Raw genomic sequence first — 21,232 nt, 5'->3', positions numbered from 1 at the left:
ACAAATCTTTAAAAAAGGGAGCTGTTGTGTACGAATCAGCAAAAGAACTGTTACTGAAAATGAAGGAAGGTATATTAGAAGAGATAATAGAGAGTATGAAAGAGGAGTCAAGCAAGTCCCGGTTTGAATTGGGAGATATCATGGATTTAGCTGGTGATGAAAGGGACAGAGAACTGTCCCTTCTGCTGTGTGATCGTGACAGGAAAAAAATTATTGAAATAGAGGAGGCATTGCAAAAGATTGAGAAAGGAACGTATGGTGTTTGTGAAAGATGCAGAAAAAAAATCAATGAGAATCGATTGAAAGTGATGCCTTTTGCCCGGTTATGTGTACCTTGTAAGAGCGAGTTAGAAAAGGAAGAACCCAAGGTTAAGAGAGTAAGTGAGGGTGTGGTTTATAGGAATCTGGTATATATGGATACTGAGGAAGATGAGGACTAGCTAAAGGATATGTCAAGATGAAGAGGATGCTAAGTACTAAAAGAGGGCTGGAAATTATATCGAAGTTCGAAAAATCAAAGATCCTTGTAATCGGTGATATAATGGTGGATCAGTTTGTATGGGGAAAGGTATCCAGAATCTCTCCTGAAGCCCCTGTTCCTGTGGTTAACGTTACCTCCGAGAGCCTGCTTTTGGGTGGAGCCGCTAATGTAGTAAACAACATTTACTCTCTGGAGGGAAAGGTACTGGTGTGTGGAGTAGTTGGAAATGATGAGATGGGAAATAAACTAATTGGTGATCTCAGGGATATGGGGGTTGATACCGATGGAATAATTGTTGAGGACGGCCGTCCTACCACGGTAAAGACAAGAATAATAGCCCATGGCCAACAGGTAGTTAGGTATGATCGTGAAGATATCTCAGAGATTACTCTGGAGAGTATGCAGAAAGTCATTTCGTACCTTAAAAAGAATTTAAATGGTTTAAATGCTGTTATTATATCAGATTATGGAAAGGGGGTTATCTCTGGACAACTTATCAGGGAAATCCTCCGTCTTGTCAGGAACAACGAGAAGATCATATCCGTTGACCCAAAGGTAAACAAATTTTCTTTTTATAAGGATGTCACAGTAATCACGCCTAATAATAATGAAGCCAGTGATGCCGCTGGTATTGAGATTAAAGACGAAGAGACCTTACTGCGAGTTGGGGAGATTTTGTTAAATAAATTAGCCTGTAAATTACTTTTAATCACCCGTGGCGAAGAAGGGATGACTTTATTTGAGGACAGTGGAGATGTAACTCACATTCCAACTCTTGCAAAAGAGGTCTATGATGTGACTGGAGCTGGTGATACAGTAATAAGTGCCCTGACTCTGGCATTAACGGTAGGGGCTTCTTTAAAAGAAGCAGCAGTTATTGCAAATTACGCCGCTGGGATTGTAGTAGGAGAGATAGGAACGGCTGCAGTGAGCAGGGGTGAGTTAATAGGAGCAATAAAGAGAAACAAAGTTATAAAAGGATGAGTAAACCTAAGGCTCCTGAGCCAGTTAAATTGATAGTAAGTGTATTTTCCCAAACCCTAGAGTTAATTACAGAAGTCACAAAAGAGTTATCTAAGAAACTTGGCAGTATTGATTTTGTTTCTGAGATATTCCCTTTTGATTCTACATCATACTATGAAAAAGAGATGGGTAAGGGTTTGATTCGGAGGTTTCTCTCATTTAATAAAATGGTTTTGCCCTATAGATTGTCCCATATAAAACTATATACCAATAAAATAGAGGAGCATTTTTCTGACCATAAGGGGAACAGAAGGTTGAACATTGACCCTGGTTATATTTCTTTAAGCCATCTCATACTGGCAACAGGGAAAGGGTATGCTCACAGACCCTATTTAAGAGATGGAATATATGCTGATTTAACCCTGATATATGAAGATAAAAGCTTTCATGCTTTAGATTGGACATATCCGGATTATAGGTCTAAGGATATAATAGAATTGATGAATACAATTAGAAAAAAATATGTGTTTCAACTTAAAGGGTTAAAGAGAAGAGAATTATGTTAAAGAGTATGACAGGGTATGGCTCAGGAGAATGTGTCTTCGAAGGTGGTCGTATAGTTGTTGAGATTAAATCGGTTAATCACAGGTACATGGACATCTCTTGCAAACTGCCCAAGAGATTTTCTTCTACGGAAAGTCAGATAAGAAAAAGTGTCTCCGGGAGATTTTCCAGAGGGCGCTTTGAGATTATTGTCCAATCAGGTTTTGGTATAGAAGAGAACGAAGGGCGAGGTCTTGAGTTAAATCTTCCTTTAGCACAAGAGTATTATTCTGTTTTAAAAGAATTAAAAGATAGGCTGCATCTGAGTGAAGATATCAGCTTAAGTATGTTGACAGGTATTAGAGATATAATTGTTGTTAAAGATATAGAACCTAACCAGGAGGGGGGGGGAAAGGCATTTAATGAGGCATTTAAAAATGCCTTAAATTCTCTGGAAAGGATGAGGGAATCTGAAGGAGAGGTACTTTATAAAGACTTTTTGGTGAGATTGAATAGTGTTGAAAAGCTAATTGACAGCATTAGGATTATGTCCCCGCGGGTGTTGGTACTTTACAGAGATAGACTTGCCAAAAGAGTTAAGGAACTGGGCGAAGTTTTTGAAGTTGACCCACAACGACTTAAACAGGAAATAGCCTTCCTTGCAGAAAGAAGTGACATTACTGAAGAGCTGGTTCGTATCAAAAGTCATCTTGAACAATTCGGGATGATAATGGAAATGGATGACCCTGTAGGAAGAAAATTGGATTTTCTGCTTCAAGAAATAAATCGTGAAGTCAACACCATAGCGTCCAAGGCCAATGATGCCGATATTTCCCAGAAAGTTGTAGAGATCAAAAGTGAGCTGGAGAAGATAAGAGAGCAGATTCAAAATATAGAATAACTTTATATCAATCCGCCTCTGGCGGATAAATTCTAAAAAGTTGGAGGATGTCTATGAGTTTAAAATTATTAAATATCGGATTTGGAAATGTGGTTGTGTCATCAAGGGTGGTAGCAATTGTTTCTCCCAGTTCGGCTCCCATGAAGAGGCTGAAAGATGAGGCAAAAAAAGATAAAAGACTTATAGATGCTTCTCAAGGAAGAAAAACCAGGTCTATTATTGTTACCGATAGTAACCATGTTATACTATCTGCGGTTCAGGCAGAAACGGTTGCGCAAAGATTCGATTCTGATGATTCAAAGACAAGTTAGAACCTGAACCCACCTATTGAACTGATTTAAATGAACGAAGAGGGATTGTTATATATAATATCAGCTCCATCTGGTGCTGGCAAAACGTCTTTATGCAGAGAGGTTGTAAAATTCTTTCCTAACTTATATCATTCAGTATCTTATACTACAAGGCTTCCTAGGCCAGGAGAGAAAGACGGAGAAGATTATCGTTTTGTCTCTAAAGAGAAGTTCCAGGAGATGATAAACGACAGGAGATTTGTCGAATGGGCTGAGATTCATGGTAATAGATATGGGACAACCATTGATTCCTTAAAAGAGTACCGGCATAAGGGAATTGACATAATTCTCGATATAGATGGCCAGGGGGGCAGACAACTTAAGAATGAATATCCAGATGGCATTTATGTGTTTATCCTTCCCCCTTCCTTGAAGGATTTGGAAGAGAGATTGAGATTGAGGAGTACAGATAGTAATGAGGATATTGAAAAGCGGTTAAAAAGTGCAAAAGAAGAACTTCAGTACATTTATCAGTATGATTACATAGTATTAAATGACGATTTCAATGAAGCAATATCTACGCTGAAATCAATAATAATTGCGGAGAAGTTCCGAAGAGAGAGGGTCTTGCCACGGGTTAAAGGTCTCTTTCAACTGCCCTAAAATTTTAATAACATGTTTTAGATAATACTACTCCGACACATTGTCATTCCGAGGAGCGCAGCGACGAGGAATCTCACAAATGAGACCCAGGACGGGAAGATTCTTCACTCCCTTCAGTCGTTCAGAATGACATAAAACATGAATTGTCTGAGTAGTAATAATTGATGAAGTCGTAAAAAGTCAAAATTAGGATGGCAAAGTAATCCGCCAGAGGCGGACCAGATGCAAGGCGCGCAAATCCGAAAAAATGAGGCTTACTTACAGGTACGCTGCAATGACTGAGGATGCAGTGCAATCCGCCAAAGGCGGACAGATGGACTTTTTACGAAGCCATCAATAATTGAGAGGGCAAATTTAGTGTTAGTCAAAGGGCGCAACCTGAAGAATAGGATCATTATAGCTCTGGATGTGGATAACCTTCAGGATGCTAAGAGGCTGGTAGAGCAACTTCGGGATTATGCAGGAGTTTTTAAGGTAGGTAAGCAACTGTATACCAATACTGGTCCAGAGGTTTTAGAGATAATCCACAAAAATGAGGGAGAGGTATTCTTAGACCTAAAGTTTCATGATATTCCAAATACAGTTGCCAAAGCTGGGCAGGAGGCTGTGAAACTAAAGGTATTTATGTATAATCTTCACGCCCTTGGTGGTTTTGATATGATGAGGATGGCTGTTGATTTTACAAAGGCAAAAGCCATGGAGTTGAATATTCCAAAGCCTATTGTATTGGCGGTAACACTGCTTACCAGCTTGAATGAGAAGGATCTTAGAGAAGTTGGTATTGACTATTCAGTAGATGAAGAGGTTCTCCGGCTAGCCAAGCTTTCTAAAAAAGCAGGCGTTGACGGTGTAGTGGCTTCCCCCAGAGAAGTTAGGATAATCAGAGAAAACCTTAATGAAGATTTTTTAATTGTGACTCCGGGCATAAGGCCAAACCCTGAAATTATTGATGACCAGAAACGTATTATGACTCCTAAAGAGGCAATATTAGCAGGTTCGGATTTTATAGTAATCGGTCGTCCCATAATTGAAGCTGCAGACCCGGTTGAGTCGGCTAAAGGTATTTTAGAGGATATAAAACTATTGAGTATGTGAGTTTGATGGAAGAAGTTTTCATTTTTTTCCCACTTCAAGATGCCTTTCCCATTCATCCAAAAGCTGATGCTCTTTTGGATCTCTCAGATAATTTTCTATTTTTCCTATATTGAAATTCCCCAAGGTCTCCACCCGAAAATTTCTACTCCAGAGCTTTTTAACTTTGTGTTGTTTTTGAATATCTTTATATCTCCCCATGATCAAGAATGATGTCCTCTCTCTTATATCCTTAACGACATTAGGTATGAAATGTGTGGGCTTGGTCCCCAGAATCAGATGGGTATGATTTGGGTGAATAACCAAACCGAAAAGCACATATCCCTTTGTGATGGTAATCTCTTTAAAGATTGCCTCCAATTCTGTTGATATTTCATGGGTAATAATTGGTCGATACCTTGGGGTAAAAAGGATTAGGTGATAATAGATTTTGTATAAAAAGTTTAAAGATTTCTTCCAATGAGTCTCTCTTACAGGTTGGAAATAGGACGATAGGATGGTATCTATCATAATCTCCCTCCAAGGGTTTAAGGAGTTCACCCTGATTTCTCTTTGATGGGATATGTTGTTTTGTAATCTGAAATTTCTAAGTGGTTAAAACTATAGCCAATTTTATCTTCGTAGTCAACAAATTATCTGGATATTTGCCAAACTTGCTGGAATATGACGAGCATTAAAGGGGCTTTATAAATCCTCTGTTGAATATTAGCTGCATACCTTCTTAGAGTAAGTATATGCAATATATTTTTATTGACTTCCAAATTTCCTTAACCTATTATTTTTTACAGAAATTTATTCTTATAAATTATATTGGGAACAAAAAAACTCTGAACTGGAGGAAAGTATATGTCAATAGAGCGAGGTAAATATAATGCCATTGAGAGGCTTCACCACGAGGCGCAGGATACCAAGTATCAAAGTTACATACATGACAGCGATCGCCTAGTTGTAGTAATATCTGGTCTTAATAATACCTCCAAAGCCGCTCTGTTAAACAGAGAGAGAATTATAAGGCACTTCCCCCACACTATAGGAAGATATTCTCCTTCCAAAGGTTTTATATACAAGGGGGCTGATCTTATTATTAATGAACGCAGCCCTTATCGTATTTCAAGGCAACACCTCTCAATAGAAAGACGGGGAGATCAAATAATCCTGGTTGACAAAAACAGTAAATTTGGATCGTTGGTTAACAACACGTTACTTGGAAAAAATGTGGGAGGTAAAGAGGAGACATCGCTTAGATATGGGCAGAATGAGGTCATCTTAGGTGGACAAAATTCTCCCTTTGCTTTTCATATGAAAGTCATAAAAAGTGATAATATAGATCTTTTTTATAACTATGTTAAATTGGGGGATCATTTGGTCTCTGTTGCAGAACTCTATATCCGATTCTGTCATATTACAAGTGAAATACTTACCTCTTCAAATTATGGTACCAACGATCGGATAGAAAAGGTATTGGATGTTATAACCGGGATTGTTGCTTATGCAGAAAATATAGATATGCTGTATTATTACTCTGCTCATCCAGATACATTTGAAGACTTAATTGTAGCTCACTCGGTCAATGTAGCTATCTATGCCATTAAAATGGCTTTTAGCTTATCCTACTCCAAGGATGATACGATAATAATAGGTATAGCCGCTTTACTTCATGATATTGGTATGTATGATATTCCTAACCGTATCATAAACAAAAAGAAAGTTATTTCCGATAAAGAATACAATGTTATGAAGAAACATACTAAAATAGGTTACGATAAACTCCTGGAAGTTAAAGACGAATACAGGATTATTCCTAAAGTTGCCTTTGAACACCATGAACGTGTAGACGGCAGCGGTTATCCTAAGGGACTAAGGGGGATCTCGGACATTTCAGAACTTATTGGGATGGTAGATTTCTTTGAGGCAGTTACCCATTCCCGTCCCCAAAGAGGGCCGGTAACTCCCCATGAAGGTGTTAAAATGCTGTTGGGCATGAAGCATGAGGTGTTTAGCATTGATATGATTAAGGCTTTTTTCAATGTGTTTTCATTCTTCCCAGTATATAGTGTCGTTCGGTTGAATTCGGGAGAGATAGGGCAGGTAGTAAAAGGTAACATAAACTGGCCGCTAAGACCTTTCATCAGAATACTATTTAAAAATGATGGTCAACCGATAGAGAAGAAGAAAGAGATTGATCTTCTGCATGATAATAACATTTTTATCACCAAGGATATTTCAGACCGTATATTCATAGACAATTATTTCAAGTTGTATTAGAGTACTGGTTTACTTAGGTGGCAGTATAATAAATTAAAAAATCCCCGTGAGAAGTTTATTCTAGATAAAGAAAAAGTGGTTAATGAAAAGGTTCCTTATGTAGATAGAGTTTTAAATATCAAGGGAAGGGAGTAAGGTTATCTATCCCTGAATCCTCAGAGAATCCGCACATAATATTCATATTTTGAATTGCCTGCCCTGAAGCACCCTTAACAAGATTGTCTATGACCGATATTACTATTACCCTCTTTGTTCTTGGATCGAATCGGATACCTATATCACAGAAATTGGTGCCTTTTACAAAGGATATATTGGGAAAGTTACCTTCGGGGTATATCCTGACAAACCTCTCTCCCTGATAGAAGTCGGTGTAAATCCCTATTAGCTCCGATGTCGAAATAGTTTTAAGAGATTTTGAATATATAGTGCTAAGTATACCTCTATTTGTTGGTATCAAATGCGGGGTAAAAGAGATTATTATTTCTTCACCAGTAAGGAGGCTTAACTCTTGTTCCATCTCAGGGGTATGTCTGTGCTCTCCTATCTTATATGCCTTAAGCCCTTCATTAACTTCACAGAAAAGATATTCCATTGTTGCTTCCCGTCCTGCCCCTGACGTACCTGACTTTGAGTCAACAACTATACTATTTAAGTCTATCATCTTGTTCTTCAATAAAGGTGCCAATCCAAATATGACACTAGTTGGGTAACAACCAGGATTGGCAACCAGTGTCGCCATTCTTATCTCAGCCCTGTAGAATTCAGGGAGACCATAGACAGCATTCTTCAATAGACTTGGGGAGGTGTGTTTACAATACCACCTCTCATAAACCTCATGATTCTTAAAACGGTAATCTGCACTCAGGTCTACTGTCTTTTTCCCCTTTTCCATAAATTGGGGAACTATATCCATAGCTGCCTTATGGGGTAAGCACGAGAATACGAAATCTGAAAGATCACAGATTGTTTCTGTAGATGGATGAATGAATTTAATATCCATCTCCCCTGCAAAAATAGGAAAAACCTCTGATACCCTGACTCCATCAAACCTTCTCGATGTCAATGCAGTGATTTCCACACTGGGATGTCTGAGCAGAAGCCTGATCAGTTCCTGACCCGTATATCCACTGGCACCTATTATAGCAACTCTTAGCATCCTTCTTTCTCTCCAACAAAAAAAGGAAGGCCGGAGGTGCCTTCCTTTTGGCGCAGCCAGACTCTATCTTTTTGAGTACTGGTATCTTGCTCTGGCTCCTCTTCTGCCGTATTTTTTTCGCTCCTTGACCCTGGAATCCCTGGTAATAAACCCAGCTTTTTTTAATATAGGGCGGAAATCACCGTTTATCTCCAATAAAGCCTTTGTAATACCGTGTCTTATTGCTCCAGCCTGACCGGAGATTCCCCCTCCATTGACACTGGCAAACACATCATACTTCCCTGCCGTATCGGTCAACCCAAATGGTTGCTGTATAATCATCTTCAGGATTTCACGTTTAAAGTATTCATCAAGAGATCTGTCGTTAATCTTAAATTGACCACTGCCGGATTTTAACCAAACCCTGGCAATGGATGTCTTTCTTTTGCCTGTTGCGTAGAATCTATCTTCTGCCATTACAAAAACTCCTCAATTCGGTAGTCCAATAATTCACTGGAAAGTAATATGAAAAGCACCATTTTTTAAATACTTAATATTTCAGGATTCTGAGCCTGGTGGGGATGTTCTTCTCCGGCGTATATCTTTAATTTCTTAATCATACTTCTGCCAAGGCTATTCTTTGGCAGCATACCTTTGACAACCAGACTTATAAGGTCTTCAGGTTTTTTTTGTTGTAACTTTTCTGCAGTAGTCGATTTAAGTCCACCAGGATATCCGCTATGGCGATAGTAAACCTTTTCTTTCAGCTTCTTTCCTGTTAGGAGAACCTTTTCTGCATTTATTACAATTACAAAATCGCCAGTATCTATGTGGGGAGTATAAATAGGATTGTGCTTGCCTCTCAATCTCACAGCGATCTCACTGGCAAGTCTCCCGAGTATTTTCCCATTGGCATCTATTAGGTACCACTTTCTTTCGACTTCATTCTTCTTAGCACTGTAAGTCTTCATTATCTGCTCCGCGCTCAAAATAATAAGTTTAATAAACTAATATATTCCCTTACTTTTGTCAAGGAAAATGTATAGATTGTTAACCACAATTAGAAATGTCCTCTTTCCATAGTAAGTAAAGTATCCGGTTTTTATGATTTAATTGTGGAGATATTAAGAGGAAAACTAAAAAAGGGGCAGAAACAGCGTTGTGTTATCTTACCCCTTTTCCTAGTATTAGGTTACGGTATTACATCAGGTGTTTTATCCCACCATACTGTACCCCCCGCTGACACTCAGAACCTGACCAGTTATATGACCTGCTGCTTCATTTGAGGCAAGAAAGACCACAGCATTGGCTATATCCTGAGGCTTTCCAATCTTACGGAGCGGATATGCCTTCGAAATTTTTTCCAATTGCTCAGGGGTAAACATGGCTCCAGCATCCTTCCACATGCTTTGCTCACCAATCTCTGCGGCCTCTTTAGGTATTGTTACACCGGGACACACCACATTAGCCCTTATCCCAAAACGACCATTTTCCCTGGCTATCGTTTTCATAAAGCTGTTAATGGCACCTTTTACGCCTCCATAGACTGCCTCTCTGAATTCACCCTGACGACTGGCATCGGAACTGATGCTGACAATTGCCCCGCTCTTTTTTTCTATCATATAATCAAGAGCAGTCTTGGTACAGTTTAATGCCCCTACGTAGTTGATGGTTATCACCTTGTTCCAGAAATCTGGCGTAGTTTCGGTAAAAAGCATCATTTGATCCCATCCTACATTGTTTACCAAAACATCTATCTGTCCAAACTCATCATTGGCCTTTTTAAACATAGCCTGTACACTGTCCAGCTTTGTTACGTCACATTTAGTTGTAATGGTTTTTCCTCCGGCTTTAAAGGCATTTGCTTCTTTAGCAACGTTTTCAGCCTGTGCTGTATCTATATCCCCGATCATTACATTTGCGGCCTCTTTAGCAAAAGTCAAGGATATGGCTCTGCCAATATTAGAACCTCCTCCAGTGACTACCACGGTTTTCCCCTTATAACCTAAGTCCATAGTAACCCCTCCTTTATGTATAGTTGTTATAGTGAATGCCTTATAAACTTTTTACCAAGATAAGGGATATGTGTCAACAGAAATTATCAGTGGATTTTCAAAATTACCCTCTTTCCGTTACTATTATCCTTTACCTTTTAACTTGCATTTTTTGAAATAAATAGAGTATAAAAGGCAGAAGGGTACTCGGGATTTTAAGTTTTGTGAAGCCATCAAACTTGGAGGTATATCTGTGGAGGAGTTCCTCTGGCATTCGATCGATGTTGAAGGTGTTTTAAAAGAACTGGGAACAGATCCTGATAGAGGTTTAGATGATGAAAAGGTAAGAAAGCGCCTTGAACAATATGGATACAACAGACTCAGACACGAAAAAAAGATCTCACCCCTTACCATATTCTATAGTCAGTTCAAAAACCTCCTTCTCCTTATCCTTATTCTAGCCGTCATCTTTTCAGCGCTGGTAGGAGAGATAGTAGATGCTGCTGTTATCCTGGTCATCGTCGTATTCTGTGCGGTCCTGGGATTTATCCAGGAGTACAGGGCAGAGCGGGCAATTGAGGCATTAAAAGAGATGCTTTCTCCTACCATAAAAGTTTTAAGGGGAGGCAGAGAAGTGGAAATCCCCGTGGAGGAACTTGTCCCCGGGGATATATTACCCCTGGAGGGAGGAGATAAAATCCCGGCAGATGCCAGATTAATAGAAACACACTCCTTAAGATGTGATGAGGCTCCCCTTACAGGAGAATCTGCCCCAGTTAGCAAGAATGTGAGAGTTTTACCGGAAGACACACCTGTATCAGACAGAAAGAATATGGTCTTTACCGGTACGACTGTTAGCTATGGGAGGGGCAGAGTAGTTGTTACCAGCACGGGCATGAAGACAGAGTTCGGTAAGATCGCGGAGGAGGTAGCCGCTATTAAGACAGAAAAGACACCTCTGGAAAAACGAACAGATGAAATTAGCAAATGGCTGGGTGGCATTTGCCTTGGTATATCCGGACTGGTTGCAGTGATCAGCCTAATTAGAGAACTGATAGGAGGTTCGGTTAACTTCGAATTTGTCATAAAAATGACTATCTTTGCCGTTGCCCTTGCTGTTGCAGCAGTCCCTGAGGCTTTAGCAGCTATTGTCACAGGAACCCTTGCTCTTGGCATGCATGCCATGGCTAGAAAAAATGCCCTTGTCAGGAAGATGTCGGCAGTAGAAACATTGGGATGTACAACTGTTATATGTACTGACAAAACAGGGACGTTGACTAAGGGCGAAATGACCGTAAGAAGGATATTTTTAAATAAAAGGATGATTGAAGTTACAGGTGTGGGCTATACGCCAGAGGGAGAGGTTAGAGAATCTGATGAAGTAAACGTAAGGGAGGACAAATCCCTCCAATTATTGCTTCAGGGGGGTCTGTTATGTAACGATGCGGATCTCTACCAGAAAGATGATGGTAAATGGTCTATTAAGGGGGACTCCACAGAAGGGGCTCTTGTGGTTGTTGCTGCTAAGGCGGGTCTTAATATCCATGAACAGAGATTGACTTATCCGAGGATAGAGGAGATTCCTTTTAGCTCTGAGCGAAAGCGAATGACAACTATCCAAAAAATCAATGGTTCCAAATGTATAGCCTTTATGAAAGGTGCCCCTGAAGTGGTCTTAGAAAAATGTTCCTGTATCATGGAGGTGAATGAAATAGTGGAATTAACCCCTGAAAAAAGGGCTCACGTCGTGGAAACAAACGGGGAGATGGCACAGGATGCCTTAAGGGTTCTTGCCGTGGCATATAGAGAACTTAAGTCAGACAGCCCACTGGTCGAAGAGCAGATTGAAATGGATATGGTCTTTCTTGGGCTCATCGGGATGATAGACCCTCCAAGGGATGAGGCTATTGAAGCTGTGAGGACATGCAAAAAAGTCCATATTAAGCCCATTATGATTACAGGAGACCATAAACTTACGGCTGTGGCTATAGCCAGGGAGCTTGCTATTTACAGAGATGGAGATCTTGTGTTGGGTGGTGAAGAATTAGAAAAGATGACCGATGAGCATTTTGAGGACATAGTGGAGAAGGTCACTGTATATGCGAGGGTATCACCGATGGACAAATTAAAGATAGTCAGAGCATGGAAGGCCAGAGGTGAGGTTGTAGCCATGACAGGCGATGGGGTGAACGATGCCCCTGCCCTGAAGCATGCTGATATTGGTGTGGCAATGGGAATAACAGGTACAGATGTAGCAAAAGAGGCATCGGATATGATTCTGAGCGATGATAACTTTGCAACTATCGTTACGGCTATAGAGCGGGGCAGATGGATATATGATAATATAAAGAAATATCTTGCCTATCTCCTTCAGTGTAACATAACAGAGGTTGTGGTCATTGGAGGCATAGTTTTAATAATGGGACTGGATTTTTTACCCCTTTTGCCGGCTGCCATACTGTATATAAATCTGGCGACTGATGGACTTCCTGCACTTGCTCTTGGGGTTGCGCCCCCTGACCATGATATTATGGAGAGACCTCCAAGAGATCCGAAAGAGAGTATCTTTGGATGGGATGTAAAATCTTTCATATTGCGGGCAGTCTTAATTGAGTGCCCCTTCTTCTACGTTCTTTTTTTCCACGATCTATCTCATATAGCGCATGCAAGGACAGAGATATTCTTTCTCTTTATTATTGTGGAATTTGTTGTCGCCATCAACTGTCGCTCCCTCATATACAGTGTTTTCAAAGCACCTCCGCATAAGTGGCTTCTAATTACCCTTGCATGGGAACTCGCACTGATTGCTGTTTTAATCCAGATTCCAGCTGTGCGTGAGGCGTTTGGCATCATAAAACCTTCTTTCTCTGATGTAGGTATAATTGTCGGTTTTGGCATGGTTGTCTTTGCCATCATCGAGGCAACAAAGGTCATTCTAAGAAAGAAGGTGCCAGCAGGAAGAAAGATAACCAGTTAACGTTTATCCGGAGTCTAGGTTAATATTACATATATCTTTTCAATAGTGATGTTTGTCAGCAGGGTAAGTAAGTATTATGTATAATTAATTATGGTAAGGAGATTACTATGAAACAGTGGTTAATACCCACTTTTGGAGCATTTGTTTTATGGGGTTTGTGGAGCTTTATTCCTAAGATTACCACAAAATATATTAGCCCAAAGAGCGCAATACTTTTCGAAGTCATGGGTGGCATGTTAGTTGCTATAATTGTATTATTCTCTTTAAAATTTAAACCTGATATTCACCCTAAAGGGGTTTTGTTGGCAACAACGACAGGTATTTTGGGGTTTACTGGAGCTCTATGCTTTCTTTATGCTGCTTCAAAGGGACCAATTTCATTAATCGCAGTATTGTCAGCTCTCTATCCTGTTATTGCTATTGTATTAGCAATGATTTTCCTAAATGAATCCATCTCAATAAAACAGGGCTTGGGGATTGTTCTGGGGTTGGTAGCCATGATATTAATTTGCACATAACAAGAGCAACCATGACTCAAAAAGTTGCCTAACAACTCTACCTCCTTTAGGCAAAAAGAGTCAGATAAAGAGTTAAGTTTGTCTGAAATCTACAGGAAGGAGAAATAGGAATAATGAGGATTGTTCCGGCTATTTTGACTGATAAATTAGATGACTTTCAGAATATGATAGATATTGCTAAGGGGTTCACGGATTATGTTCAGGTTGACTTTATGGATGGGGTTTTTGTCCCTTCAAAGAGTATATCTTTGGATGCTTTAATGGGGGTGAAAATACCTTTAGATATGGAGGCACATTTAATGGTGAAAGAACCCAATAGTTATCTTGCCTCTCTTAAATCCATGGGGACTAAAAAGGTTATCTTCCATTTTGAGGCAGATCCAGACCCAGAGAATGTTATCTCTAATATCAGGAAGTTGGGTATGGAAGCAGGTCTGGCTGTAAACCCAAAGACCGCCATTTCAGAATTTCAGTCTTTAGTACCGCAGGTTGGTTCTTTTTTGTTTCTATCAGTTGATCCTGGTTTTTATGGCAGTCCTTTCATACCCGGGGTGCTTGATGAGATAAGGCGTTTTCGCTCTCAATTTCTGTCTGCCTTTATCGGGATAGATGGCGGGATTAGCCTTGATAATATAAAGAAGGTGAAGGCAGCGGGGGTGGATTATGCATGTGTTGGGAGCCGTATCTTCCTGCAGCCGGATCCAAAGGAAAGCTATGAGGCGTTTCTAAGAAATTCGTCCTGAAAAGTTCCCTTTTCCGCTCTCTAGTGCAGTATTTTTGACCCATCTATGATTCGCTTCAGGCATTTTCATGAACTCCCCGCCTCTGGCGGGTCAAACACCTGAAAATGCTTGTCTTCCGCTTCGTCAAGATGGGTACCCCAAAAATCCTGCTCATGTTTGCTTCAAAGGAAACTTTTCATTTTTCAGCATGAACTGAGCAGTATTGACGAGGATTCATAATGGTCACCCTCTTCCAAACCGAAAATTGGACAAACTACCTGTTAGCACTTATACCAATCTTTATAGCAATAGATGTAGTTGGAATCCTTCCTATATTTATATCGTTAACCGAGGAGATAGGGACTGGTGAAAGAAGGAAGATAGTAAAACAGAGCATTATGACTTCCTTTGCTGTAAGTATGGGTTTTCTTGCTATCGGGAAATTTATTTTCAAGGTTTTGGGTATTTCAATATCTGACTTTAAGATTGCAGGTGGTATAATCCTGTTGATAATTGCTACCACTGACTTACTTTTTCCCCAAAAGACCAGCAGATTAACCAGTTCCACCCTGGGTGTTGTTCCCCTTGGTATGCCGTTAATAGTTGGTCCGGCAGTCCTTACCACAATCATTATCTCCGTGGATTTATATAGTTACTTGCCAACTATCCTCTCATTGGTTCTGAACCTTCTCCTTGTATGGTTCGTATTTTTAAATTCTGCCTACATCATAAAGATAATGGGTGAGGGCGGGGCAAAAGCCTTTGGCAAGGTGGTCAGTGTATTGCTTGCAGCATTAGCGGTTATGATGATCAGGAGAGGGATATATGAAATGATTTCTATGTGTTGATTTTGTTATGAAGCGACTAACTTTTTAAGTGGGGGTTTTATGAAAGAAAAAGACAGACAGAAATACTTGAGGATGCTTCCCTCTGTTGATAAAATGATTCAGCAAATTCAAGTTAAGGAACTCCTTGAAAAATATCCCCGTTGGTTGGTGTTGAGGACGGTTCAACAGGTGATAGAGGAAGAGCGGGTAGGGATATTGTCTTCTGATTTCAATATACTCCCTGAGGAGGGTTTAAGCCTCGAATACTTTTGCAAGAGGGTATCAGAAATGATTTCTACTATGGGGCAATTGAGTTTAAGGAGAGTAATTAATGCCACAGGGGTTATCCTGCATACTAATCTGGGGAGGTCTTTATTAACCCCTGAGGTGTTGCAAAACCTGGTAACGGTTGCTTCCAACTTTTCCAATTTAGAATACAACTTAAAGGAAGGTAAAAGGGGGTCCCGTTACTCTCATGTGGAGAATATTCTGTGCGAACTTACAGGTGCAGAGGCAGCGTTGGTGGTTAACAATAATGCCGGAGCTGTCCTTTTAGCCCTCAATACCATAGCAAGGGGGCGAGAGGTTATCGTATCGAGGGGACAGCTGGTGGAGATAGGTGGATCCTTTCGAATCCCCGATGTTATGAGAAGCAGTGGAGCCAGGCTGGTGGAAGTTGGTACAACCAATAAGACCCACTTAATAGACTACAGGAGAGCCATAACCGATGATACCGCTTTGCTTTTAAAGGTGCATACCAGCAATTTTCAAATCGTCGGATTTACATCTGAAGTTGAACTTGAAGAACTGGTAGAGATGGGAAGGGAGTTTTCCCTGCCTGTAATGGATGACCTTGGAAGCGGATGTCTGATAGATCTGGGGCAATATGGTTTAACAAAAGAACCGACAGTGCAAGAGGCAATCAGTAAGGGTGTGGATGTGGTTACCTTCAGCGGGGATAAACTTCTGGGAGGCCCTCAAGCAGGTATAATTCTGGGAAGAGAAGAGGTAATAGGGAAGATTAAGGAGAATCCCCTTAACCGGGCACTTCGAATAGATAAACTTACCCTTGCTGCTCTGGAGAGTACCCTCCGTATATATATGGAAGAGGAAAGAGCAGTTGAGGAAATTCCAACCCTTCGGATGTTAACAATGCCCTTGCAGGAAATAGAGAAGAGGGCAAAGAGTCTCTATCGCAGGTTGAGAAAGGAGAGTTCCGGGAATTTCCAGATAGAGATTAAGGACGATAGTTCCAGGGCAGGTGGCGGAGCCCTTCCCCTGCAAGATCTCCCTACCAAAGTGATTTCCATAAAACCCGTCCACATGTCTATTGAGAGCTTAGAGGAGGGCTTAAGAAATTACGACCCCCCTATTATAGCCAGGATAGATGATGCCCGGCTCCTTTTAGATGTACGGACATTACAGGAAGGCGAAGCAAAGATAATTGAAAAAGCGATTAAGATGTTAACAGTTAACAGTTAACAGTATTTATTATAGTGTCCAATTGTATGAAAGAACGTCTTATCACTCTGAGATATGGCAGAAAGGTTCTCTCCTTTAATATACCATCCGATAATTTGCTGGGAATTGTTACCCCAGGAGAAATCCATCCTCCTGTAAATACTTTTGGACTCATTGACTCTGTATTGAATACCCCCACTGGCAGCCCACCTTTTGACGAGATATTCCGGGGAGGCGAGAAAATAACTGTGGTTGCCTCCGACATTACCCGTTATACAGGAAGCGAGATATACCTTCCTATCATGATTAACAGGTTGAACAGGATTGGTATAAGCGATAAAGACATTAATATTGTCTTTGCCCTGGGGATTCATCGGCAGCAACTACCACTGGAACACAGGGTAATAGTTGGAGATGAAGTCTATAAACGGATTAACGTCTGTGATCATAATGCCTTTGATTCAAAGAATCTTGTCCCTTTAGGTAAAACCGATATGGGTACAAGGGTTGAAGTAAGCAGGCTGGTAGCAGAGGCTGATAAGGTCATTCTAACGGGAACCATAGGATTCCATTACCTGGCAGGTTTTGGAGGAGGCAGAAAGGGCATTATGCCGGGAGTGGCTTCATTCGATAGCTGTCTTGATTTACATCTTCTGGCTTTGAATCCGCCCGAGGTTGGAGGGAGACACCACATGGTAAAGACCGGGGTACTTAAGGGAAATCCCTTTCACCATGCCATGATCCAGGCTTGTGGGATGTTGGATTATGTATTTCTCTTCAATACAATCCTGTCCCCAACTAAAGAGATAATAGAAGTAGTTGCAGGTGATTATTTATCGGCCCACCAGCAGGGATGCAATTTTCTCTTAAGTAACTTTAGCCCTGAATTTAATGAGAAGGCCGATCTTGTTATCGTTAGCTGTGGGGGCTTTCCCAAGGACATCAATTTTATCCAGGCACACAAAAGCATTGACTATGCAATAAATATCCTTAAAGACAACGGGATAATGATTGTTTTAGCAGAGTGTTCTGAGGGTTTTGGCAATTCCACTTTCCTCAATTGGTTTATATATGATGATCTTATGGATTTTGAGAGTGCCCTCAGGGGAAATTTTGAGATTAATGGACAGACGGCTTTCTCTACTTTGATTAAGGCAAAGAAGGTGAAAATTATCCTGATCTCTGAGCTTGCCAGTGAAGATGTGGAGAGGATGTCTATAATTCCAGCGGATTCAATAGATCAAGCGGTCTCTATGGCTTATGAAATGCTAGGAAAAACTCCCTCTACATATATTATTCCGGATGGTGGGAGTGTCTTACCAATGGTCAGGGGAGCAGCGTAGCGAAGATGATAGAAAAGAGGGTTGTTGATAAGATAAAAAGGATTGCAGGTAAGGAGCATGTTCACTCTGAACCGGAAGAGAGGGTCTGTTATAGCTATGACGCTACCAATCAGAGTTACCTTCCTGATCTGGTTGTTTTTCCTGGTAATGTTCAGGAAATCTCAGATATTCTTAAACTTGCCAATGAAGAAAAATTCCCTGTTATCCCAAGAGGCGCTGGCTCTGGATTCACTGGTGGAACCCTGCCGGTGGAGGGGGGATTGGTACTGGTGATGGTCAGGTTTAACAGGATTATAGAGATCGATACAGAAAATCTCATAGCCTTTGTAGAACCTGGAGTGGTAACTGGAAATTTTCAAAAAGAGGTAGAAAAGCTGGGGCTTTTTTATCCTCCAGATCCAGCCAGTTTAAAATTCTCCACTCTGGGTGGAAATGTTGCCGAGTGTGCTGGGGGACCCAGAGCAGTGAAGTATGGTGTAACCAAAGACTACGTTATAGGTCTGGAGGTAGTTTTGCCTACAGGGGAGATTGTATCCACAGGGGTTCAGACGGTAAAGGGAGTAGTTGGCTATGATTTCACAAAGCTAATGGTTGGCTCCGAAGGCACCCTGGGGGTTATTACCAAAATTATAGTTAAGTTACTCCCCCTGCCTGCATCCAAGAAGACCCTCCTGGCGATTTATTACAAACTTGAGGATGCAGCCCGTACTGTTACCGGGATAACCGCTTCAAAGATTATCCCCTCCGCCCTTGAATTCATGGATCATTCAGCTATTGTCTGTGTGGAAGATTTTCTTAATATTGGCTTGCCTGTAGCGGCTGAAGCTATTCTGCTTTTAGAGGTAGATGGTGATTCATATATAGTGGACAGGGATGCAATCAGAATCCAGGAGATATGTATGGAATATGGGGCAAGTAGAGTGGAGATTGCCGAAGATGAGGAGAGCGAAGAAAATCTGTGGAGGGCAAGAAGGGCTATATCCCCTTCTTTACTTAAGTTAAAGCCCACAAAGATCAATGAAGATATCACAGTCCCCCGTAGCAAAATACCGGATATCTTGAGAAAGATCAATGAGATTGCAAAGAGATTAGAGTTAGATATTGTTAACTTCGGACATGCAGGAGATGGCAATATCCATGTCAATATAATGATAGATAAGAGGAGAGAAGAAGAGGTAAATAGGGCACATGAGGCTGTAAAAGAGATATTTCAGGCTACGTTGGACCTGGGAGGAACTATATCCGGGGAGCATGGCATTGGTGTTACGAAAGCCCCCTATCTCAGGATGGAGTTGGGTGATCTTGGAGTTGAGGTAATGAGAAGGATAAAGAAGGCTTTCGATCCCAATAATGTCCTTAATCCGGGAAAGATATTTCTGGATTAGCTTTTGATGTGTTCGTAAAAGTCGAAAACCGGCCCCGTGTCATTTCGAGCGACAGCGAGAAATCTGATATCATTAAAGATTCCTCGTTTCTTGCGCTCCTCGGAATGACAAAACAGGACTTTTTGCGAGACCATCATATTTGACTCTCATTACCAATAAGTATAAAATTTCCAAAAGTGATGTTTGCCAGGCGATGTAGTAGGGAATTAGGTAATATTTTATGTATATAAAATTCTCACGTTATGCTAAAAGGCGAGCAAAACTTTACGGAATTCCTGAGTCAACGGTAAAAGATATTTTGGCAAGAATGAATTTACCCCATGGCGAACATGAGATCATAAGAGATTTTGCTGGAATTTCGTATCCGTTGAAAATTGTTTTCTCTATTGAAGGTGATACAGTGACCGTAATAACAAATTATCCACTGAAGAAAGGATGGAAAAAATGAGAGTCCATTATGATAGCGAGTTTGACGCCATATATATCAAATTAGGAAATCAGAAACCTGATGGAGCCGTTGAGATATCAGAGGGTGTTAACTTAGATACGACATCTGAAAATAAAATAGTTGGTATAGAAATTCTTAACGCTTCGAAAAAGATGAACATTAAAACAATTCTCTCCTATGAACTTACGCTTGATAAGAAATTGATTCAAAAAACCGTATGACGAACCAATTACTGGGATCAGATCAAAAAAGATATACAGGATTCAATTTCATGAAAATAAGAATCCTTGAATCAGTGCAGAAGATTTTAAGGAAGGGTTTTATTTTTACGAATCACAAGAAAAGGGCGTAGGAAGCTATTTCCTGGAATCTCTTTTTTCTGATATCGAATCGCTCAGGTTGTTTGCGGGCATACATGGTAAGGGAACTGATCAAAAGAAAACGTGATCGGGATAGATGACCATGTCACTGACAGAGGAAATTATCTATAGTCTGGAATCAAAGATTCCAAAATACAATAAGAATAGCGGGTGAAAAGGAACCTGATTTCAAAGAAATCAATCGTACAATTACAATACTTGATACTACAAAAGATGAGGAAAGTGGGATATTGATTGATAAACTAAGGGCAATAAGGGATAAAGAGTTTCCAGACAATGTTACGGGACGAGTTAGAGCCGCGAGGGGGAACCTGTCAGCTACTCCAAAACGTGTTAAAGGTGGAATCGAGTGTCCGAACTGTACGCTTATTAGTCCGTACAGTGCACTACAGCGTGACTGCGGATTTTTGTTTCGCGGGTGAATAGTGCCCTCTCTTAAGGGATTAAAAGAATTTCTAACACCTCGTTCAGCACGGATCCTCAAAAATCGGGCACGGGTCAACGCCGCATTAGGCAAAAATTATGAAGAAAAATACAATGACATATTTTATGCGCATTATTACTGAATTATTTTACTTTTTGAGGTATATGAAAATCATTAAAATGATATTATCTTTATTCCTAGTATTATATATATACCGAGTTTTATGAATTGTGGATTGGTTGGAAGTTATGGGAGAAAAATATCTGGAAAAGTCTTTCCCAATGATCAAAATCTAGGTGATTGTAAAAGATTTGGCACCATAATATAATGGTGTCATGGACATAAAATCATTCGAACATACCGTAAAGACTGAGAATATAGCTTGGCGGTTTTTAGTAAAGTTGTGTTGGAAAAACTACC

22 protein-coding genes are annotated in these 21,232 nt (G+C 40.5%); 17 read left to right on the top strand and 5 right to left on the bottom strand.

The features are described from left to right. The first annotated feature begins 26 nt into the window (after positions 1 to 26). From AB1401_12335 to pyrF, 7 genes are all read left to right on the top strand, one after another. A complete protein-coding gene (locus AB1401_12335) occupies positions 27 to 440 on the top strand; it encodes a TraR/DksA family transcriptional regulator (GenBank protein ID MEW6616233.1) in 414 nt (137 codons plus the stop codon). Between the two features lie 17 nt (positions 441 to 457). Next, positions 458 to 1,465: a D-glycero-beta-D-manno-heptose-7-phosphate kinase gene (rfaE1, locus tag AB1401_12330; protein MEW6616232.1), complete on the top strand. Its 1,008-nt coding sequence runs from the start codon at positions 458 to 460 to the stop codon at positions 1,463 to 1,465. Continuing rightward, positions 1,462 to 2,010 carry a DUF4416 family protein gene (locus AB1401_12325; GenBank protein MEW6616231.1) on the top strand — a complete coding sequence of 183 codons (549 nt, stop codon included), beginning with the start codon at positions 1,462 to 1,464 and terminating at the stop codon, positions 2,008 to 2,010. The genes rfaE1 and AB1401_12325 overlap by 4 nt, the downstream gene beginning before the upstream one ends. Next, the gene (locus AB1401_12320) at positions 2,004 to 2,888 is read left to right on the top strand and encodes a YicC/YloC family endoribonuclease (protein ID MEW6616230.1); all 885 of its coding nucleotides are present in this window, start codon (positions 2,004 to 2,006) and stop codon (positions 2,886 to 2,888) included. Before AB1401_12325 ends, AB1401_12320 begins: the two co-directional genes overlap by 7 nt. Before the next feature lie 53 nt (positions 2,889 to 2,941). After that, positions 2,942 to 3,199 (top strand): DUF370 domain-containing protein, encoded by a 258-nt coding sequence (locus tag AB1401_12315; GenBank protein MEW6616229.1) that lies wholly within the window; start codon positions 2,942 to 2,944, stop codon positions 3,197 to 3,199. Positions 3,200 to 3,229: 30 nt separating this feature from the next. Then, complete coding sequence (gene gmk / locus AB1401_12310) at positions 3,230 to 3,841, top strand: guanylate kinase (GenBank protein ID MEW6616228.1); 612 nt, start codon at positions 3,230 to 3,232, stop codon at positions 3,839 to 3,841. Between the two features lie 357 nt (positions 3,842 to 4,198). Next, on the top strand, positions 4,199 to 4,936 hold the full coding sequence (gene pyrF, locus AB1401_12305) for an orotidine-5'-phosphate decarboxylase (protein MEW6616227.1): 738 nt from the start codon (positions 4,199 to 4,201) through the stop codon (positions 4,934 to 4,936). A gap of 18 nt (positions 4,937 to 4,954) precedes the next feature. Here pyrF and tnpA read toward each other — a convergent pair whose 3' ends face one another. Continuing rightward, the gene (tnpA, locus tag AB1401_12300) at positions 4,955 to 5,443 is read right to left on the bottom strand and encodes an IS200/IS605 family transposase (GenBank protein ID MEW6616226.1); all 489 of its coding nucleotides are present in this window, start codon (positions 5,441 to 5,443) and stop codon (positions 4,955 to 4,957) included. Between the two features lie 336 nt (positions 5,444 to 5,779). Here tnpA and AB1401_12295 point away from each other — a divergent pair, with 336 nt between their 5' ends. Further along, the gene (locus AB1401_12295; protein ID MEW6616225.1) at positions 5,780 to 7,198 is read left to right on the top strand and encodes an HD domain-containing phosphohydrolase; all 1,419 of its coding nucleotides are present in this window, start codon (positions 5,780 to 5,782) and stop codon (positions 7,196 to 7,198) included. Positions 7,199 to 7,316: 118 nt separating this feature from the next. On the opposite strand, the gene argC is transcribed toward AB1401_12295, so the two are convergent. From argC to AB1401_12275, 4 genes are all read right to left on the bottom strand, one after another. After that, the gene (argC, locus tag AB1401_12290) at positions 7,317 to 8,354 is read right to left on the bottom strand and encodes an N-acetyl-gamma-glutamyl-phosphate reductase (GenBank protein MEW6616224.1); all 1,038 of its coding nucleotides are present in this window, start codon (positions 8,352 to 8,354) and stop codon (positions 7,317 to 7,319) included. Positions 8,355 to 8,417: 63 nt separating this feature from the next. Further along, positions 8,418 to 8,810 carry a 30S ribosomal protein S9 gene (rpsI, locus tag AB1401_12285; GenBank protein MEW6616223.1) on the bottom strand — a complete coding sequence of 131 codons (393 nt, stop codon included), beginning with the start codon at positions 8,808 to 8,810 and terminating at the stop codon, positions 8,418 to 8,420. A 65-nt stretch (positions 8,811 to 8,875) separates the two neighbouring features. Further along, the gene (gene rplM, locus AB1401_12280) at positions 8,876 to 9,304 is read right to left on the bottom strand and encodes a 50S ribosomal protein L13 (GenBank protein MEW6616222.1); all 429 of its coding nucleotides are present in this window, start codon (positions 9,302 to 9,304) and stop codon (positions 8,876 to 8,878) included. A gap of 243 nt (positions 9,305 to 9,547) precedes the next feature. Further along, entirely contained in the window at positions 9,548 to 10,348 is an 801-nt protein-coding gene (locus AB1401_12275; GenBank protein MEW6616221.1) for an SDR family oxidoreductase, read from the bottom strand. Positions 10,349 to 10,580: 232 nt separating this feature from the next. Here AB1401_12275 and AB1401_12270 point away from each other — a divergent pair, with 232 nt between their 5' ends. From AB1401_12270 to AB1401_12230, 9 genes are all read left to right on the top strand, one after another. Beyond that, positions 10,581 to 13,304: a cation-translocating P-type ATPase gene (locus tag AB1401_12270; protein ID MEW6616220.1), complete on the top strand. Its 2,724-nt coding sequence runs from the start codon at positions 10,581 to 10,583 to the stop codon at positions 13,302 to 13,304. A 107-nt stretch (positions 13,305 to 13,411) separates the two neighbouring features. Continuing rightward, entirely contained in the window at positions 13,412 to 13,822 is a 411-nt protein-coding gene (locus AB1401_12265) for an EamA family transporter (GenBank protein ID MEW6616219.1), read from the top strand. A 113-nt stretch (positions 13,823 to 13,935) separates the two neighbouring features. Next, complete coding sequence (locus AB1401_12260) at positions 13,936 to 14,565, top strand: ribulose-phosphate 3-epimerase (protein ID MEW6616218.1); 630 nt, start codon at positions 13,936 to 13,938, stop codon at positions 14,563 to 14,565. A 218-nt stretch (positions 14,566 to 14,783) separates the two neighbouring features. After that, on the top strand, positions 14,784 to 15,392 hold the full coding sequence (locus tag AB1401_12255; protein ID MEW6616217.1) for a MarC family protein: 609 nt from the start codon (positions 14,784 to 14,786) through the stop codon (positions 15,390 to 15,392). Positions 15,393 to 15,431: 39 nt separating this feature from the next. Next, positions 15,432 to 16,853, top strand: coding sequence for an L-seryl-tRNA(Sec) selenium transferase (selA, locus tag AB1401_12250; protein ID MEW6616216.1), 1,422 nt, complete (start codon positions 15,432 to 15,434; stop codon positions 16,851 to 16,853). Positions 16,854 to 16,879: 26 nt separating this feature from the next. Continuing rightward, a complete protein-coding gene (gene larA, locus AB1401_12245) occupies positions 16,880 to 18,175 on the top strand; it encodes a nickel-dependent lactate racemase (protein MEW6616215.1) in 1,296 nt (431 codons plus the stop codon). Positions 18,176 to 18,180: 5 nt separating this feature from the next. Beyond that, positions 18,181 to 19,560, top strand: coding sequence for an FAD-linked oxidase C-terminal domain-containing protein (locus AB1401_12240; GenBank protein MEW6616214.1), 1,380 nt, complete (start codon positions 18,181 to 18,183; stop codon positions 19,558 to 19,560). Between the two features lie 220 nt (positions 19,561 to 19,780). After that, a complete protein-coding gene (locus AB1401_12235; GenBank protein ID MEW6616213.1) occupies positions 19,781 to 20,008 on the top strand; it encodes a hypothetical protein in 228 nt (75 codons plus the stop codon). Next, positions 19,996 to 20,229, top strand: coding sequence for a DUF2283 domain-containing protein (locus AB1401_12230; protein ID MEW6616212.1), 234 nt, complete (start codon positions 19,996 to 19,998; stop codon positions 20,227 to 20,229). The genes AB1401_12235 and AB1401_12230 overlap by 13 nt, the downstream gene beginning before the upstream one ends. The last annotated feature ends 1,003 nt before the right edge of the window (positions 20,230 to 21,232 follow it).

Source organism: Thermodesulfobacteriota bacterium, assembly GCA_040757775.1.
GTDB lineage: Bacteria > Desulfobacterota > UBA8473 > UBA8473 > UBA8473 > UBA8473.
The sequence above is the reverse complement of the archived record's forward strand: the minus strand, read 5'-3'. Positions and strand labels throughout refer to the sequence as shown.

Bases quoted from the DNA above. Each gene is read 5' to 3' on its own strand.
- rfaE1 (MEW6616232.1), top strand. From the start codon at position 458: ATGAAGAGGATGCTAAGTACTAAAAGAGGGCTGGAAATTATATCGAAG.
- AB1401_12325 (MEW6616231.1), top strand. From the start codon at position 1,462: ATGAGTAAACCTAAGGCTCCTGAGCCAGTTAAATTGATAGTAAGTGTA.
- AB1401_12320 (MEW6616230.1), top strand. From the start codon at position 2,004: ATGTTAAAGAGTATGACAGGGTATGGCTCAGGAGAATGTGTCTTCGAA.
- AB1401_12315 (MEW6616229.1), top strand. From the start codon at position 2,942: ATGAGTTTAAAATTATTAAATATCGGATTTGGAAATGTGGTTGTGTCA.
- gmk (MEW6616228.1), top strand. From the start codon at position 3,230: ATGAACGAAGAGGGATTGTTATATATAATATCAGCTCCATCTGGTGCT.
- tnpA (MEW6616226.1), bottom strand. From the start codon at position 5,443: ATGATAGATACCATCCTATCGTCCTATTTCCAACCTGTAAGAGAGACT.
- AB1401_12295 (MEW6616225.1), top strand. From the start codon at position 5,780: ATGTCAATAGAGCGAGGTAAATATAATGCCATTGAGAGGCTTCACCAC.
- argC (MEW6616224.1), bottom strand. From the start codon at position 8,354: ATGCTAAGAGTTGCTATAATAGGTGCCAGTGGATATACGGGTCAGGAA.
- rpsI (MEW6616223.1), bottom strand. From the start codon at position 8,810: ATGGCAGAAGATAGATTCTACGCAACAGGCAAAAGAAAGACATCCATT.
- rplM (MEW6616222.1), bottom strand. From the start codon at position 9,304: ATGAAGACTTACAGTGCTAAGAAGAATGAAGTCGAAAGAAAGTGGTAC.
- AB1401_12275 (MEW6616221.1), bottom strand. From the start codon at position 10,348: ATGGACTTAGGTTATAAGGGGAAAACCGTGGTAGTCACTGGAGGAGGT.
- AB1401_12265 (MEW6616219.1), top strand. From the start codon at position 13,412: ATGAAACAGTGGTTAATACCCACTTTTGGAGCATTTGTTTTATGGGGT.
- AB1401_12260 (MEW6616218.1), top strand. From the start codon at position 13,936: ATGAGGATTGTTCCGGCTATTTTGACTGATAAATTAGATGACTTTCAG.
- AB1401_12255 (MEW6616217.1), top strand. From the start codon at position 14,784: ATGGTCACCCTCTTCCAAACCGAAAATTGGACAAACTACCTGTTAGCA.
- selA (MEW6616216.1), top strand. From the start codon at position 15,432: ATGAAAGAAAAAGACAGACAGAAATACTTGAGGATGCTTCCCTCTGTT.
- larA (MEW6616215.1), top strand. From the start codon at position 16,880: ATGAAAGAACGTCTTATCACTCTGAGATATGGCAGAAAGGTTCTCTCC.
- AB1401_12240 (MEW6616214.1), top strand. From the start codon at position 18,181: ATGATAGAAAAGAGGGTTGTTGATAAGATAAAAAGGATTGCAGGTAAG.
- AB1401_12235 (MEW6616213.1), top strand. From the start codon at position 19,781: ATGTATATAAAATTCTCACGTTATGCTAAAAGGCGAGCAAAACTTTAC.
- AB1401_12230 (MEW6616212.1), top strand. From the start codon at position 19,996: ATGGAAAAAATGAGAGTCCATTATGATAGCGAGTTTGACGCCATATAT.